Origin of the sequence: Emergencia sp. JLR.KK010 (assembly GCF_037018265.1) — a bacterium.
GTDB classification, from domain to species: domain Bacteria; phylum Bacillota; class Clostridia; order Peptostreptococcales; family Anaerovoracaceae; genus Senimuribacter; species Senimuribacter intestinalis.
Genome location: NZ_CP143550.1, coordinates 773,017 through 787,545, shown reverse-complemented (window position 1 = coordinate 787,545; position 14,529 = coordinate 773,017). Strand labels below are relative to the sequence as shown.

Sequence of the window (14,529 nt, the reverse complement as noted above, 5' to 3'; positions counted from 1 at the left end):
TCATTTCAACTATTTTTCAACTACTCCGGCGGTCTATGAAAAAAAATTTACAACAGAAAGGTAAAATTTTTTACCACACCCTGTTCAGCAGCGTCTGATAATCAATCTGTAGCTTTTCAATTTTATACTTCAGTGCCTGTCTGGTAATCTGCAGGCTTGTAGCCGCCTGATTCAAAGAGGAAGCATTCCTTAAAGTTTTTTCCAGAATTTCTTTTTCATAACGGTTCATCATTTCTGCCAGACTGCCGGAAGGCTCCGCACTGCCGCTTTCGCCCAGCATGCCGCTTCCCGAAATCAAATAATCCGGCAAATCGGTCAGTCCGATGACATCGCCTTCGACCAGATTAAATGCGGACTCCATCACATTCCTAAGTTCCCGCACATTGCCCGGCCAACTGTAATCCTGCAGCACCTTTTCTGCAAAAGGACTAACTTCCTTCACAGACTTTCCCATCTGCTTATTATACTGCCCAATAAAATGAGAACTCAGCAGCGAGATATCTTCCCTTCGTTTGCGAAGCGGCGGCACCAAAAGCTGCACCACACTGAGACGATAAAATAAATCCTGCCGCATTTTTCCACTGCCGATTGCCTCCTTCGGACTAACGTTCATGGCAGAAATCAGTCGCGTGTCTACCTCCGTGTAAGATTCCGCACCCACTTTCATATATCGCTGCTCTTCTACCGCCTTCAAAAGTTTCGCCTGCAGTTCAAGACTCATGGAATTAACCTCATCCAGAAACAAGGTACCGCCATCGGCAAGCTCGAAGAGCCCCTTCTTGTTTTCCGCACCGGTAAAGCTACCCTTTACCGTTCCAAAAAGCGTACTTTCGATGAGTGCATCGGGAATAGCCGCGCAGTTAAGGGAAATGAACGGTCTCTTTTTCCGCCTTCCATGACTGTGAATTGCCTCGACAATGAGTTCCTTTCCCGTTCCTGACTCTCCAATCACCATGACCGGCGAATCGTTTTTCGCGATTTTCAAAAGCTTTTCCTTCATATATTCCATATCCGGATTCTGCGTCACGATATCATCCGCCGTATAGAGTTTCCTTTTCTTTGAAATATCGTCCGTATCGTCAGGCAACTCTACAGAAAGGTCAATGCTGCCGATCAGTTCACCGTTATTTTCTATGGGGAATGTGCTGGTCATCGTAGTGTGACGTCTGCCGGACGGCTCCGTCAGGGTCTGTTTCTGATTCAGTACCGGAAGTCCCGTCGCCATGACCTTTGCATGGGTGCTGTTGCCCTCATTCAGTTCAGGATATACCGCAAAAAGATTTTTACCTAAAATATCATCGGTGCGCAGATACTCTTTGTCCTCAGTCACCATCGCAGAGTATTCGATGATATTTTCTTTATTTACAATCAAAATCGCATCAATTCTGCCGTAAAGATTGGCAAATTTTTCCAAACTGTTAATCTGCATAGCTGCTCCACTCCTACTGAATTTTCAAAAATTCAAAGTTTCCCATTCTGTTTCCGATCAGTGTAACCTTTGTCATCCGTTACTCCTTTCCTACTGTGACTCTGCCCAAATCATCTATACCGATTACCTTTTCGCCTGCCTCTCGCAGCGCTTTTACATAGTCTATTACCGATTTGTCCATCACTTCCCCCGGACAAAGAATCGGAATCCCCGGCGGATATGGAATCACTGACGATGCACACACCCTACCCGCCGCCATTTCCAGCGCAATTCGCTCCTTCTCCTTGGGTACTGGACGCTGCGCAAGGTTCTGAAAATCCCACGCTCCGTTTACATCACGCGCCGCCTGTTCACATGCCCTTTCCGGCACCAAAGAATGCGCTGTAGCAATTTTCCGAAGAGCATCAAGCAGTCGCTCATAGTCACATCGCCTATTTCCGATTCCAGTCATGCACATCACAATATTACCAGTAACCAGTTCTGCAAAAATCCCCTGCTCCATGAGCAGTTCCTCAAGTTCCAATCCGGAAATTCCGTAGGCACGCATGTCCAGATTTATCTTTGTATCGTCAAGCAGCGGATGCCGCATGATCCGCAGCCCATTAATGTCGGCAGCCCTTCCATAAAAATACTGTAAATCCTCTTTCCACTGACGAATCAATGTTTCACCTCTCCTTTCGAGAAGGTCAGCATTAATATCCAGCGACGCCATTAAAAGATAGGACGGGCTGGTGCTTTCAATAAGCTGCAGCTTATCCTCAAAATCATACTTGTCAATTCGGTCTGAGCAAAGGTTTGCCACAGCACTCTGGGTAAAAGACGTCAGCGTCTTATGGGTACTGTTAATCACGATGTCTGCCCCCAGATTTTCTGCCGCTTTTTTCGTACCGGCAAAAGCATCGAAGAACTTCAAATGCGCACCATGTGCCTGATCGACAATCAGAATCTTTCCCGCACGATGTACAACTTCGGCGATGGCAGCTATATCACTGCAGATCCCATAATAATTAGGACTCGGCAAAAGCACTGCGCTGCTGTCAGGATGCTGTACCAAACACCTTTCGATCTCCTCCGGGGTAATCTCTCCGGAAATCTCATATTCTTCTATCAATTCAGGATGCGCATAGACCGGCTGCCCACCTGCCATCATCAAACCGTTAAATACCGATTTATGACAGTTTCTTGCCATGATCAGCTTGCCATCCCTTGGTACCACAGTCATAATAGCCGCAATCAGCCCTGCGCTGCTGCCGTTGATAAGCAGATAACTTTCTTTAGAAGCATACATCGTCTTATACCGATTCATCGTTTCCGCTATAATACTCTCCGCCTGAAACAGATTGTCTGCCCCTGGTATTTCTGTAATATCCCAGTCCATAAAATGGTCAAGAAATTCCCCATACCCATTTTCCCTATAAATTGCCGCACCTTTGTGCCCCGGCATGTGAAAAGACACTGGCTCCGTCTGCCCATGTGCCTGCAAAAAATCTGCGATGCTCTGTTTCCTGTCCATGTTCATCTCCGTATGTTTGGTTTATTTTCATTTTGGTTTATTTTCACTATTTGATTTCATTTTATCATTGCCCGCACCGCTTGGCAAGAACCAACCCCTGCGAAGACACAGCAAAGGCATGAAACATCCCCATTAAAGCGACGCGGTCTTCTAAGAAACATTTTTCTACGACAAGCACAAACAATATCCGTGCCGATGCAAGCAGATATTTCAATCCGCCAACTTGAGAGGATTTTTTTGCAAGTATTGCGCCCTTCCCTCAAAAAACGCCAACGCAAGAAAAGAAAAATAAAGACGTAAAGTTGGCGTATGCAACTTATAACCTGTTCTTTCATGGGTTTGTCGCGTCTGCAATGGTATCAAGTCATTTTCAATTCCCAGCTGCTCCAAGGCTCTTCCCGCAAGGTCATCATACCAACTTTTGTTGCTGCTATAATTTTTGTCTTCTCCATGTTCAACCCATCTCTTTTGTGCTATACTTATTTTATCTGCAACACGCCCACCAAGACAGAAAGGAAATCCCATGGCATACTACAAACCCATTACCTGTAAATCTGCAATGAACCGGATTAACAGCAGATATCTGCCCTTTCATTGGGACCTGAATATTTACCGCGGATGTGCGCACCGCTGCCGATACTGTTATGCCCTATACACCCATGACTATATGGAGGACAATCGTTTTTTTGACACCATTTATATCAAACAAAATGTAGCAGACCGCCTTGCTGCAGAGCTTGCAAAGCCCCAGTGGAAGCGCGAAGTAGTCAACATCGGCGGAATTACTGACAGCTATCAGCCGATTGAAGCTGATATGCAGCTTATGCCCGAAATCCTGAAACTCTTAATCCAGCACAAAACTCCCTGCATCATCTCCACTAAATCAGATTTGATCTTGCGTGACTTTGATCTGCTGGAGCAGCTTTCCCGTATCACCTATGTCAACGTAGCAGCAACCATCACCACGACTGATGAACAGCTTCGTAAAAAACTGGAACCGGGCGGTGTGTCCTCTGTCCGCCGTTTTGCAATGCTCAAAGCTTTTGCACCCACAAAGGTTCATACCGGTCTTCATACCATGCCCATCATTCCGCTCCTTAGCGACAGTGATGAAAATCTGGAAAGTCTTTTTGCAGGCGGCGCAGACGCAAAGGTGGACTACGTCCTGCCTGGTCTTTTGAATCTCAAAGGAAAAACCAGAGACCATTTCCTCGAATTTTTTCACACGGAGTTTCCCGAAAAAATGGACGCATTTTTGACCTTTTACGGCAGAGGCGGCTTAGATAAGGCATACAAAAAGAGCTTTTATCAAAAGCTCTCAAAAATCAATGCAAAGTATGGTCTGACCATGGGACACCGTCTGCCCCAAAGCCTCCTGCAGCCTGTCGATGACGGCCAGCAGCTGTCACTGTTTTAGGTACGTCAAACCCTTCAACTTATCAATCATTTGCTTTACAACGTCTTTACAATTTTAACGCGATTCTCCCACCAGTACTTCTGCCTCCACGGTAATCTCCCTAATGCCGCTTACGTCCAGTCTACTCTTGTCCACATCGAAGAGTAGCGGTGTCATTCGCACAAGGTCTGCAAGATGCTCTTTTCCAATTTCCATAGTTTTGCTGACAGGTGTTCTGCTTACCATCTCAAAATTTTTTTCAAAATAATCCAGTACTTCTTCATTGGAATAGGATTTGTTTCGAAGAAGCGGTGCTGCCGCCTTGCGCAGCTGCGACATATGAGAAGCACCTGGCACGACCTTCACCAGCACACCGCCCGGTTTCAAAATCCGCACAAACTCTTTGTAGTTAGCCGGTGTAAAAACATCCAAAATACAGTCCACACTCTGGTCCTTCATCGGGATATTGGTGATATCAGCTACCATCCATTTGACAGGCTGCGGACTTCTTGCCGCCTGCTTGATTGCCTCTGTTGATATATCAAATGCCAGAATCTGCCCACTGCTCCCTAGCCTTTCAGAAAGCTGCGCGGCATAATATCCTTCTCCGCAGCCAGCATCCAGCACGACAAAATTTTCATCCTCCGTCTGCTTCTGCGCCGCCCTTTCCTGCACCAGGCGTTCCACTGTTCCCACAACTTCTTCCATAATATGGCTGTAATATCCTGCTTGTAAAAACCGATAGCGACTGGCAAAAAACTCCTTATCATAGCCTTTTAACACTTTATTTTCCTGCAAAAGGTTCACATAGCCCTTTGCCGAAATATCAAAACGGTGCTCTTTCTTGCATACCAAACCGCCCCCATGAAAGCGGATTTTCTTTCCGCATCTGGGACACTGGAATAGGCTTTTCACTTCGTAAAACTTATCAATCTTTTCCATTCTGACTCTCCCTTTATCATGCAGACGAATTACATATTTTCGAACTTTTCATCGAAAATATGCACATTTTCTATAAGTGCCGTGCATATTTTCGTTAAAATCAACGAATTTATGCATAAATGACGCCAAAACATCTTCATAAATCCTTTACAATTCAGATAAACATGCATATTTTCAAAGCTTTTCCTCAAAATATGCACGCCTTTCGCTTTAAACGTGCATATTTCAGAAAAAAATCTAGAAATTATGCACATCGACCAATATCACCGCTCTCATCGCCGGTGACCTGCCAGGTCATTACATCAGCGGGCTCAGCATTCGCAGTACCGCGTCGTAGAGAAGTCCCCAAAAGCTGCGCTTGCAATCCTCATGATGAATCTCGCGTGACACCCTAAAGGTCTCCAAACAGTCCTTCTTCACGTCCAGCACAGCCTGACAGCCTGCCAGAAGCGTGCCGCACTCAAAATGAAGAAACAGGCTTCGGTAATCCATATTAATCGTTCCCACCACAGCGACTTTATCATCACTGACAAAGCTCTTCGCATGGATAAAGCCCGGCGTGTACTGATAAATTTTGACACCTGCTTTGATGAGCGGCTCATAGTAAGATCGAGTCAGCCGGAATACAATTTTCTTGTCAGGAATAGCTGGCGTTACAATCCTCACATCGATACCCCGCTTTGCCGCAAGCACCAGCGCTGTCTTCATTTCATTGTCGATAATCAAATATGGCGTGAAAATATACACATAATCTTCCGCTTGATTGAGAATTTCCAGGTAGACATTTTCCCCTACTGGTTCGTCATCCAGCGGCGAGTCGCCGTAAGGCTGCACGATACCCTCCCCGCCAAAAGGTGCCGGATGCCCAGCGTGAGGTCTGAACCTGCTATAATCCTCTTCCGTAGGCAAAAATGCATTCCACATGTTGAGGAACATCACTGTAAAATTCCATACAGCATGTCCCGCAAGCCGAATTCCGGAATCTTTCCAGTGTCCAAAACGCTCAATTTTATTGATATATTCATCAGCAATATTGTAGCCGCCGGAATAAGCCACCTGCCCGTCAATGACGGTAATCTTTCGGTGGTCTCGGTTGTTGTATACCAGCGACAGGAACGGTCTCATTGTATTGAAACTAAGTACCTTAATTCCTGCCAGGCGCAATTTTTTCTCAAAACCCTTCGGGAGCAAATTCATGCTGCCTACATCATCGTAAATCAGGCGCACGTCTATCCCGGCAGCAGCTTTTTCTTTAAGGATTTCAAAAATGCCATCCCACATTTCGCCTCGTGAAATGATAAAATATTCCATAAAGATAAACTTCTGTGCACTGCGCAGGTCGAAAAGCATATCCTCGTAAACGTCATCACCTAAGGCATAATATTTGCTCTGCGTTCCTTTCCATGCCGGAAAGCCGCCTTTTGCAGCTATGTAATCCACTGTATCCAAAAGTCTGCCGGGTGCCAGATCCGTCAAATCGTCCTCTGGCTGCAAATCCTTTCTGTGCAGCTCCTCCTGCGGATTAATTCTCCATTTTAGCCATCTGGCAGGTCGCTTATTTCCAAAAAACGCATACATCGCCGCACCCAGCACAGGCAGCAGACATATTAGGAGAATCCATGCCGTCTTATATGCTGGATTATCATCTCTCCAGGTAATGAACAGTGCCATCAAAATCGAAGCAACACTAAATCCCAAAGAAACCCAGGTGCTGTACTCCGTCAGCGCCATCAGCGCTATGCCAAACCAGACTAGCTGTATCAGAATCAAAAATCCGGTAATCGTCATTCGATTCACTATTTTGCCAAAAATCTTTCCGGCAGTCGTTTTCATTGCTAAATTCCCTTTCCCAATTACTACATCATTTCCTAGAAAAAGCGGGCGATAACCGCCCGCCAAAATCGCTTTATCTCTAAGCTCGTTTCACTTTTACAGGTTCAGACCCTGACAAACATTGTTCAGAAAATCCTGCACGTTGGTTACAATGCCCTTTGCTGCAAGACTTCCTCGATCTCCCAGCTTATTTGCTGCAAATTCAGAAGTATCTACCATATAAAAATATACTGGTCTGATCGTTCCATCTGCAAGCACTCTGTAGGTAGGCGTCATGTTACCTGTAGCAATGGTGTGCAGAACTGTCGCCATGCCGATTACTGTAGTCGCTTTTCTGACATGGGATCGAATCGTATCCTGCCCTACATAAGTATGTTCATATACTTCCGGCAGCGGTCCGTCATCACGGATAGAACCGTTCAAAACAAACGGAACATCGTTCTTTACACAGGAATAAATAATTCCGTTTTTAATGCCTTCTTTTTCAATAAAAGCCGGGATAGAACCGTGGGTGTTGATACAGTTGATTGTATCCAGGTGATTATAATGTCCATTGACATACGGCGCCTGGGTTTTAATATCAGTACCCAGAGCAGTTCCAAGGTAAGCACCTTCAAGGTCGTGAGTTGCCAGTGCATTTCCTGCCAGAATCGCCTGCACATAGCCAGACTCGATGAGTTTTTCATAGCACTCTCTGGCTTTCGCATCAAAGGAGCAGGCAGGACCCAGCACCCAAACGATATAGCCATTATGTGCTTTTTCATATTTTAAAAGTTCCACAAGCTGTTCATAGTCATAGCTGAAACCCGTCTCCCTGCTTCTGCTCTGGCGGAATGCAAAGGTCTGGGCTCTGCCCGCTTCTTCTCTTTCAAAACAGTCAGCGTGAACATAAATGCCCTCTTCACAGTCCTCACTGCGCCCTACAACAACCTGGTCTCCCTGCTTCAGGTTTCTAAATTCTCTTACAAAAATTTGACCATTTTCAAAGACCGGCACGCTGTCCATACGGCTGTCCTCTGCCAAATACCAGTTACCACCGACCTTAAAATATTCCGGGTAAATAGATGTAGCATGAAATCCCGCCGGTGCGGCTTTATCCACAGGCGCTGCCACCAGTTTGGCATTAGGTGCGTTTACGAACTTTTCTTGGGAAAAATCCGGTTCAATATATTTGGGTAGTTTAAACATCTTTATCTCTTTTCTTCCTTATTTTGTGATTTTCTCTGCACCGCCCATATACTTTCTGAGCGCTTCCGGAATCACTACGCTGCCGTCAGCCTGCTGATAGTTTTCCAAAATTGCAGCTACAGTTCTACCTACTGCAAGACCGGAGCCGTTGAGAGTGTGCACAAATTCAGGCTTTCCTTTTTCTCTTCTGAAACGAATCCCTGCTCTTCTAGCCTGGAAATCCTCAAAGTTACTACAGGAAGAAATCTCTACATATCTACCGTAGCTTGGCATCCAGACTTCAATATCGTAAGTCATGGCGCTGGAGAAGCCCAAATCACCGGAGCTGAGTCTCACCACTCTATATGGAATGTTAAGGATTTTCAGCACCTCCTCTGCATCAGCAGTGAGTTTTTCCAGTTCATCATAGGAAGTTTCCGGGTCTACGAATTTTACCAGCTCCACCTTGTTAAACTGGTGCTGTCTGATAAGACCTCTGGTATCTCTTCCCGCAGAGCCTGCTTCTGCTCTAAAACAAGGAGTATACGCAGTATAGTAGACCGGCAGTTCCTTTTCGTCCATGATTTCGCCGCCCCGGAGATTGGTTACAGGAACCTCAGCAGTTGGAATCAAGAAAAAGTCTTTCTGCGGAATGTAGAACATATCTTCTTCAAATTTCGGCAGCTGACCTGTTCCAGTCATTGCAGCTCTGTTCACCATAAACGGCGGCAGAATTTCGGTGTAATCTTGGTCGATGGTGTGCAGATCCAGCATAAAATTGATCACTGCTCGCTCCAGTCTTGCCCCAAGTCCCTTATATACTGTAAATCTAGCGCCGGAAATTTTTGCAGCTCTCTCAAAGTCCAGAATGTCCAGATCTTCACCTACATCCCAGTGGGCTTTTGGTTCAAAATCGAAGGTTGTCGGCTCGCCAAACTTTCTAACCTCTACATTATCACTGTCGTCTTCGCCAAACTGTACGTCTTTGTACGGTGTATTCGGAATGCTGAGCAGCGCATTTTTCAGTTCTTCTTCCAAGACAGAAAGCTGTCCGTCCAGTTCCTTGATCTTACCGGACAGTTCCTTCATCTCTGCCATGATCGCAGTAGTATCTTCTCCTGCTTTTTTCAGCTTTGGAATTTCTCTGGAAACGGTATTCTGCTTATTTTTCATCGCTTCCACTTCTGCTAAAAGCTCTCTTCTCTGCTCATCGAGTTTCTTTACGTTATCAATACCGAAGTCTCCTTTGCCTCTAAACTCTACTCTGGCTTTTACGCCTTCAAAATCTTCTCTGATTCGTTTAATATCTAACATGGTTACACTCCTTTTACCATTTACTATAGCAAATTTTTCTTATATCTAATATACAGGCTGCTCAGCAGGTTTACTTTCTGCTGAATTTCCAGCTGTAAATCTGATGCCAGATCGTAGTCACCCTCGTCCAGCGCATTCTTTGCTCTTGTCAGCAGACACTTTTCTGTGATAGTGTCCTTGGCGATCTCATGTCTGATCCGATCAATTTCAATCCAGTTTTTGATATCATAATCGGAAAAATCGTCAAGATTATGTACCTGCTTGCAGCTCCTGATAAAATTCATCGTATCCGGAATAATTCGGTCATGCAGCTCTGTTTTCCACTGTGACAAGGTCTGCTCACGGTAAGACTCCAGAACAATGTCCGGCATGACATTTCCTTCCTTAAACACTGCCAGTCTTTCCGGGTGTTCATCAAATGCACGAAGGTTTTCCCAAACCGTTGCAGGCGCATGACCAAAGAGGTGGTCACGTTCTTCCTCTGTAAAATCTTCAAACACGTTATACTCACTGCGATATTCCCGCTCTGTTTCCAGATAAAAATCATCCTGCCCGTGTTTTTTGGAGATGGAAGCCTCCAGCTCTTTTGGCGTTTTTCCTGCAGCAAGAACCGCATGCACACCATCTAAGATTGCCATATAGGAAGCTGCAATCACCAGATAGGTGTTGCTCTTCGGATTTGGCGCACGAAGCTCAAATCGAGTTGCCATCGGATTTTTCGGGTCTCTGATTAAACCCACCAAAACGGTTCTGTTTCTGGATGGCTCTGTCACAGCTCTGCCCAGGGAGGTAACGATACAAACCGGCGCTTCGTAGCCTGGCTTCAGACGGTTAAGGGAGTCATTTGATGAACTTACGAAAGGATTGATTACCTCATAGTTCTTCAAAATTCCCATCAGCGCGCCGTAACCCAGTGGATTCATAAAATCCTTACTGAAATCTGCCGGCGCAAACATGCTGACCATCTTACCATTTTTCAGCTTGGCTGCAAGACCCAGATGGGTATGCTCACCACTTCCCGCAACGCCCTCAAAAGGCTTCGCCATAAAGGTTACATCAAGACCGTGTTTAGTAAAGATGTCTCTCACCACGTACTTCACCTGATTCTCATTGTCTGCAGCCTGCATTGCATCTGCATACTTCCAGTCGATTTCAAGCTGCTCCATGACGTGGTCGTAATGCCCGCTGTGACCCATTTTTGCCTTGACGCCGCCGACTTCCTTGTGTCCCATCTCTACTTCAAAGCCATATTTATCTAATAGCATCAGCGTCTCTTCCAGGGCGGTTCTCACCTCTCCGTAAGTACGCTTCCAATACTGTTCTTTCAAAACCTGCGCTGTAAACAGCTGCTCTCTATCCCCTTTGTCATCTGGGGTTTTTACCCAAAATTCCAGTTCAGTGGCACTGGTCAGCACCAAATCTTCAATGTCATCTACACTGTCAATGCCATTGATATACTCAAATACGTAAGGATATGCCGCAAGTTCTTCCATCAGCTTTTTCTTAAAGTGATTGAGCGCATCGCGAAGCACAACTCTGGATCCAACCTCAAAATTGTCGTTGTGTACCAAAAAGGATGGAATTCTAAGAGTTCCGATAGGGAGTCCTGTGCGGTATCCTAAGTGACTAAAATTATAATCCACATACCAGTTCACAGAAAGATCCGGAATGATATCAATCTTTGCATTATTGAGCACTGCAATACCCGGAAGTGCTACACTGGATCCATCAGTCTGCACACCGCCTGCCAGCATCTTATCTATGTCTTCAAGGAACAAATTTACGGGAATCTTTTCGTCGGTATCGTGGCCGCCGATATCAATTCCCACCAGGGAAACGAATTGGACTTCTGGATGTTCCTTTAATATCTTTGTAATCTCCTGCGCTGAATGGTTTGCTGCAGGAATCGTAAACAACATTTTATCTAAATCGTAGTCCAGCATATCGTCCTCCTTTATAAGCCAGATTATCTAAAAAATTATATAGAATAACGGGTTATGGGACATCCGCGCGCGAATGCCCCAATCTCCCAAATTCACTCTTAATTATGCTAACTTGTTCAAAGCTTCTTCCAGAGACTTCATATACTCCCCATACTTTGCCCAGTCTCCATTTTTCAGCGCATCCTGCGCTTTATCATAGCTTTCAGATGCCTGTTTAATCCAGTCAGCTGTAGTTTTTTCGGAGCTGCTCTGACCTCCATTCTGGTTGTCATCGCCATTGTTATCCACAGGTGCCTTTGTACCGGTTCCCTCTCCAAACAATGCTTCCAAAGCTTCCGCTAAGGTTTCCTCGTAAGCAATCTTGTCATCATAAGCAACAATAACACGTTTTACTTCCGGAATTGCGGAGTTTTCAGCCTCCAGATAAACCGGCTCCAGATAAAGCAGTGAAGACTCAATCGGAATGACGAAGAGGTTTCCTCTCTTATATGTCGTGCCTCTGGAACTCCACAGCGTAAAGTCACTGGAAATTTCAGGATTCTGGTTAATCTGCGCTTCAATCTGCATCGGACCGTATACAGTCTTGCTCTTCGGGAAGCTGTACAGCACCAGTTCACCGTAATGTTCGCCATCGTTTCTTGCCACCATCAAAGCAGTCATGTTCTGCTTTGACTTCGGTGTGAATGGCAGAGAGTTAAAGAACTCAGCGCTGTTCTCGCCCGGCAGTTTTGCGATATAGTAATTCGGCGACATCTTCTGCTGATCCTGTCCATAGATTTCATCAGCGATATCCCAAACGTCTTCGTTCTGGTAGAATACCTTTACGTCTTCCATGTGGTAACGGCTGTATACGCCTGCCTGAATTGCAAAGAGGGTGTTCGGATATCTGATATGAGCTACCAGGCTTTCCGGCATTTCATTCAAATCCTTAAACAGCGCCGGATAAATCTTCTGGAACGTCTTTGCAATCGGATCGGTGTCATCTACAATGTAGAAGTTTACATCGCCGTTATATGCGTCGATGACTACTTTTACAGAATTTCTGATATAGTTGATATCTCCATTCTTACCAGAATATGGCTCAGAATACGGATAGTAGGAGCTGGTAGTGTAAGCATCCAGCATCCAGTAAACCTTGCCGCCCGCAATCACTGCATACGGATCTTCCTCGTAACTCAGATACGGCATGATTTTCCGTACGCGATCCATCACGTTTCTGTTGATGATGATTCTGGAATCACTCTTAATATTGGAAGAAACCAAAAGTTTCATGCTCTGCTCTTTGATGGCAAACATAACACGGTTGAGCATATTCAGCTTGATGCCGGCTTCTCCCTCGTACTTGTTGTACTGGTTGGCGCTTCCGTCAGGATAGTCAAATTCTTCTTCGCTGGTGTTGACCAAAATGTAGTCGTTGGTCATTTCGCCGAAGTAAATTTCAGGGCGCTCCACAGAGATTTCCTCGATGGAGGACTGCGGCGGAATGTTCTTAATCAGAACGTCGGGCTGACCGCTCTGGGTTACTGCGTCTACTCTGGACAGAGCGATACCATAACCGTGGGTATATTTCAGGTGCCTGTTGAGCCAAGTGTCCTGAATCTTTTCTTTGTCAATTTCTCTGGTGGACAGATAAGTCTGGGTGTATTCCCCGTTTACCATATATCTGTCTACGTCAACATCGTTGAATTTGTAGTACTGTCTGATACTCTGCGTCTGATTATAGAAAGTGTTTACAGGTTCATAGTCGTTAATACGAATATTTTCAATAGTTTCAGAGTTTCCTGCAATATCCTCGCTGGTCAGAGAATTGTCTGCATCGAATGATTTTACGGAAACATTGTCAAGCTGGTAAGCATACTGAGTATACTCAATATTTCTTTCCAGATATTTGGATTCCTTGTTAATCTCGTCCGGCGACACAATGAAGTTCTGCACCAGATAGCTTGCTCCGGTTCCCAGCGCACCAATCAGAATCATAATCACTGGAATCGTGAAAATTTTTCTGAACTGCTTCTTTTTGATGTGAATGATTACAGTAATTGCACCCAGCACCGCTAGTACGCAAAGAGCTCTGTAGACCCAAAGGGTAATATTTACATCGGTAAATCCAGCGCCGTATACTGCACCTGTATGGGTGTGGAGCAAGTCAAACTGCTTCAGGAAGAAGTTGATTCCAACCATCAGGAAGAATACTACGCCCAAGAAGGTCAGCTGACCGGAGGCAATGTGCAGAAGCTGCTTAAAATTGTTGTCGTCAAACTGTTTCTTTGGTTTTGCCGCTCTCGGCTGTGCCTTCTTTCCGGTAAAAGCTTCAAAAACTTTGTCAAACGGACTGTTACCGCCCATGCCGGAGAATGGGTTGTCTCCGCCGTCATAGCGTTCTTCACTGTCAAATTCAGGCTCCTGTTGCGGAATCTCCTCTTCCTTAAACATATCCGGCGTATGCACGGACAGCAGGATAGAGTAGTAAATCACGGTAACTACAATAATCAGAAGCACCATGCCGATAAACATTTCGTTGAGCTGTTTTAAGAAATTCAGCTGGAAAATATAGAACGAAATGTCAATATGGAATAACGGGTCTTTGATATCGAACCCCGTTGCGTTAGCAAACTGCAAAATCTCAAACCACAAACTGCTTACTGCATAGAATGCGGAGAACAGCCCGAACGCCGCCGAGATCAGTGTCGTATAACGTCCCAGCTTCTTCATATCAGTTGCTTCGTGAGATGCAATCTTATTAAAATAGCCTTTTTTCAGCATTCTCAGATAGAAATTCATGATTAGTGTTAAAATCACAAAAATCGGAATACCCACTTCGAGTTCGGTCGTCAGTTGTTTCAGGAATACACTCACATATCCCATTTCTTTAAACCACAGCCAGTCCGTAATAAAGTTTATCAGTAATAAGAATAAGGCTAAAATAATTACGATAAACATGATGATTACGCTAAGCCGTCGCTGCCCTTTTGCGCTTTTCTTGTTCAAAATT

The 14,529-nt window shown here is 45.1% G+C and carries 9 protein-coding genes; 1 reads left to right on the top strand and 8 read right to left on the bottom strand.

The features are described from left to right. Positions 1-70: 70 nt before the first annotated feature. Together V1225_RS03750 and V1225_RS03745 are read right to left on the bottom strand one after the other, a co-directional pair. The gene (locus tag V1225_RS03750) at positions 71-1,429 is read right to left on the bottom strand and encodes a sigma 54-interacting transcriptional regulator (RefSeq protein WP_161908547.1); all 1,359 of its coding nucleotides are present in this window, start codon (positions 1,427-1,429) and stop codon (positions 71-73) included. A 79-nt stretch (positions 1,430-1,508) separates the two neighbouring features. Then, positions 1,509-2,942: a hypothetical protein gene (locus V1225_RS03745; protein WP_160202543.1), complete on the bottom strand. Its 1,434-nt coding sequence runs from the start codon at positions 2,940-2,942 to the stop codon at positions 1,509-1,511. Between the two features lie 523 nt (positions 2,943-3,465). Here V1225_RS03745 and V1225_RS03740 point away from each other — a divergent pair. Next, the gene (locus V1225_RS03740; RefSeq protein ID WP_160202541.1) at positions 3,466-4,359 is read left to right on the top strand and encodes a radical SAM protein; all 894 of its coding nucleotides are present in this window, start codon (positions 3,466-3,468) and stop codon (positions 4,357-4,359) included. Between the two features lie 54 nt (positions 4,360-4,413). Here the strand turns inward: V1225_RS03740 and V1225_RS03735 are convergent, their stop codons facing one another. The 6 genes from V1225_RS03735 to V1225_RS03710 all read right to left on the bottom strand — a co-directional run bounded on the left by V1225_RS03735 (position 4,414) and on the right by V1225_RS03710 (position 14,525). Continuing rightward, positions 4,414-5,280 carry a methyltransferase domain-containing protein gene (locus V1225_RS03735; protein ID WP_338547600.1) on the bottom strand — a complete coding sequence of 289 codons (867 nt, stop codon included), beginning with the start codon at positions 5,278-5,280 and terminating at the stop codon, positions 4,414-4,416. 297 nt (positions 5,281-5,577) lie between these two features. Then, on the bottom strand, positions 5,578-7,113 hold the full coding sequence (cls, locus tag V1225_RS03730) for a cardiolipin synthase (protein WP_160202539.1): 1,536 nt from the start codon (positions 7,111-7,113) through the stop codon (positions 5,578-5,580). A 96-nt stretch (positions 7,114-7,209) separates the two neighbouring features. Next, complete coding sequence (locus V1225_RS03725; RefSeq protein WP_160202538.1) at positions 7,210-8,301, bottom strand: hypothetical protein; 1,092 nt, start codon at positions 8,299-8,301, stop codon at positions 7,210-7,212. Positions 8,302-8,319: 18 nt separating this feature from the next. After that, complete coding sequence (gene serS / locus V1225_RS03720) at positions 8,320-9,594, bottom strand: serine--tRNA ligase (protein WP_160202537.1); 1,275 nt, start codon at positions 9,592-9,594, stop codon at positions 8,320-8,322. A 23-nt stretch (positions 9,595-9,617) separates the two neighbouring features. Next, on the bottom strand, positions 9,618-11,537 hold the full coding sequence (locus tag V1225_RS03715; RefSeq protein WP_160202536.1) for a glutamine synthetase: 1,920 nt from the start codon (positions 11,535-11,537) through the stop codon (positions 9,618-9,620). A 102-nt stretch (positions 11,538-11,639) separates the two neighbouring features. After that, positions 11,640-14,525 (bottom strand): UPF0182 family protein, encoded by a 2,886-nt coding sequence (locus V1225_RS03710; protein ID WP_338547599.1) that lies wholly within the window; start codon positions 14,523-14,525, stop codon positions 11,640-11,642. Positions 14,526-14,529: the final 4 nt, after the last annotated feature.

Coding starts and splice junctions, on each gene's coding strand:
- V1225_RS03750 (WP_161908547.1), bottom strand. CDS start 1,429: ATGCAGATTAACAGTTTGGAAAAATTTGCCAATCTTTACGGCAGAATT.
- V1225_RS03745 (WP_160202543.1), bottom strand. CDS start 2,942: ATGGACAGGAAACAGAGCATCGCAGATTTTTTGCAGGCACATGGGCAG.
- V1225_RS03740 (WP_160202541.1), top strand. CDS start 3,466: ATGGCATACTACAAACCCATTACCTGTAAATCTGCAATGAACCGGATT.
- V1225_RS03735 (WP_338547600.1), bottom strand. CDS start 5,280: ATGGAAAAGATTGATAAGTTTTACGAAGTGAAAAGCCTATTCCAGTGT.
- cls (WP_160202539.1), bottom strand. CDS start 7,113: ATGAAAACGACTGCCGGAAAGATTTTTGGCAAAATAGTGAATCGAATG.
- V1225_RS03725 (WP_160202538.1), bottom strand. CDS start 8,301: ATGTTTAAACTACCCAAATATATTGAACCGGATTTTTCCCAAGAAAAG.
- serS (WP_160202537.1), bottom strand. CDS start 9,594: ATGTTAGATATTAAACGAATCAGAGAAGATTTTGAAGGCGTAAAAGCC.
- V1225_RS03715 (WP_160202536.1), bottom strand. CDS start 11,537: ATGCTGGACTACGATTTAGATAAAATGTTGTTTACGATTCCTGCAGCA.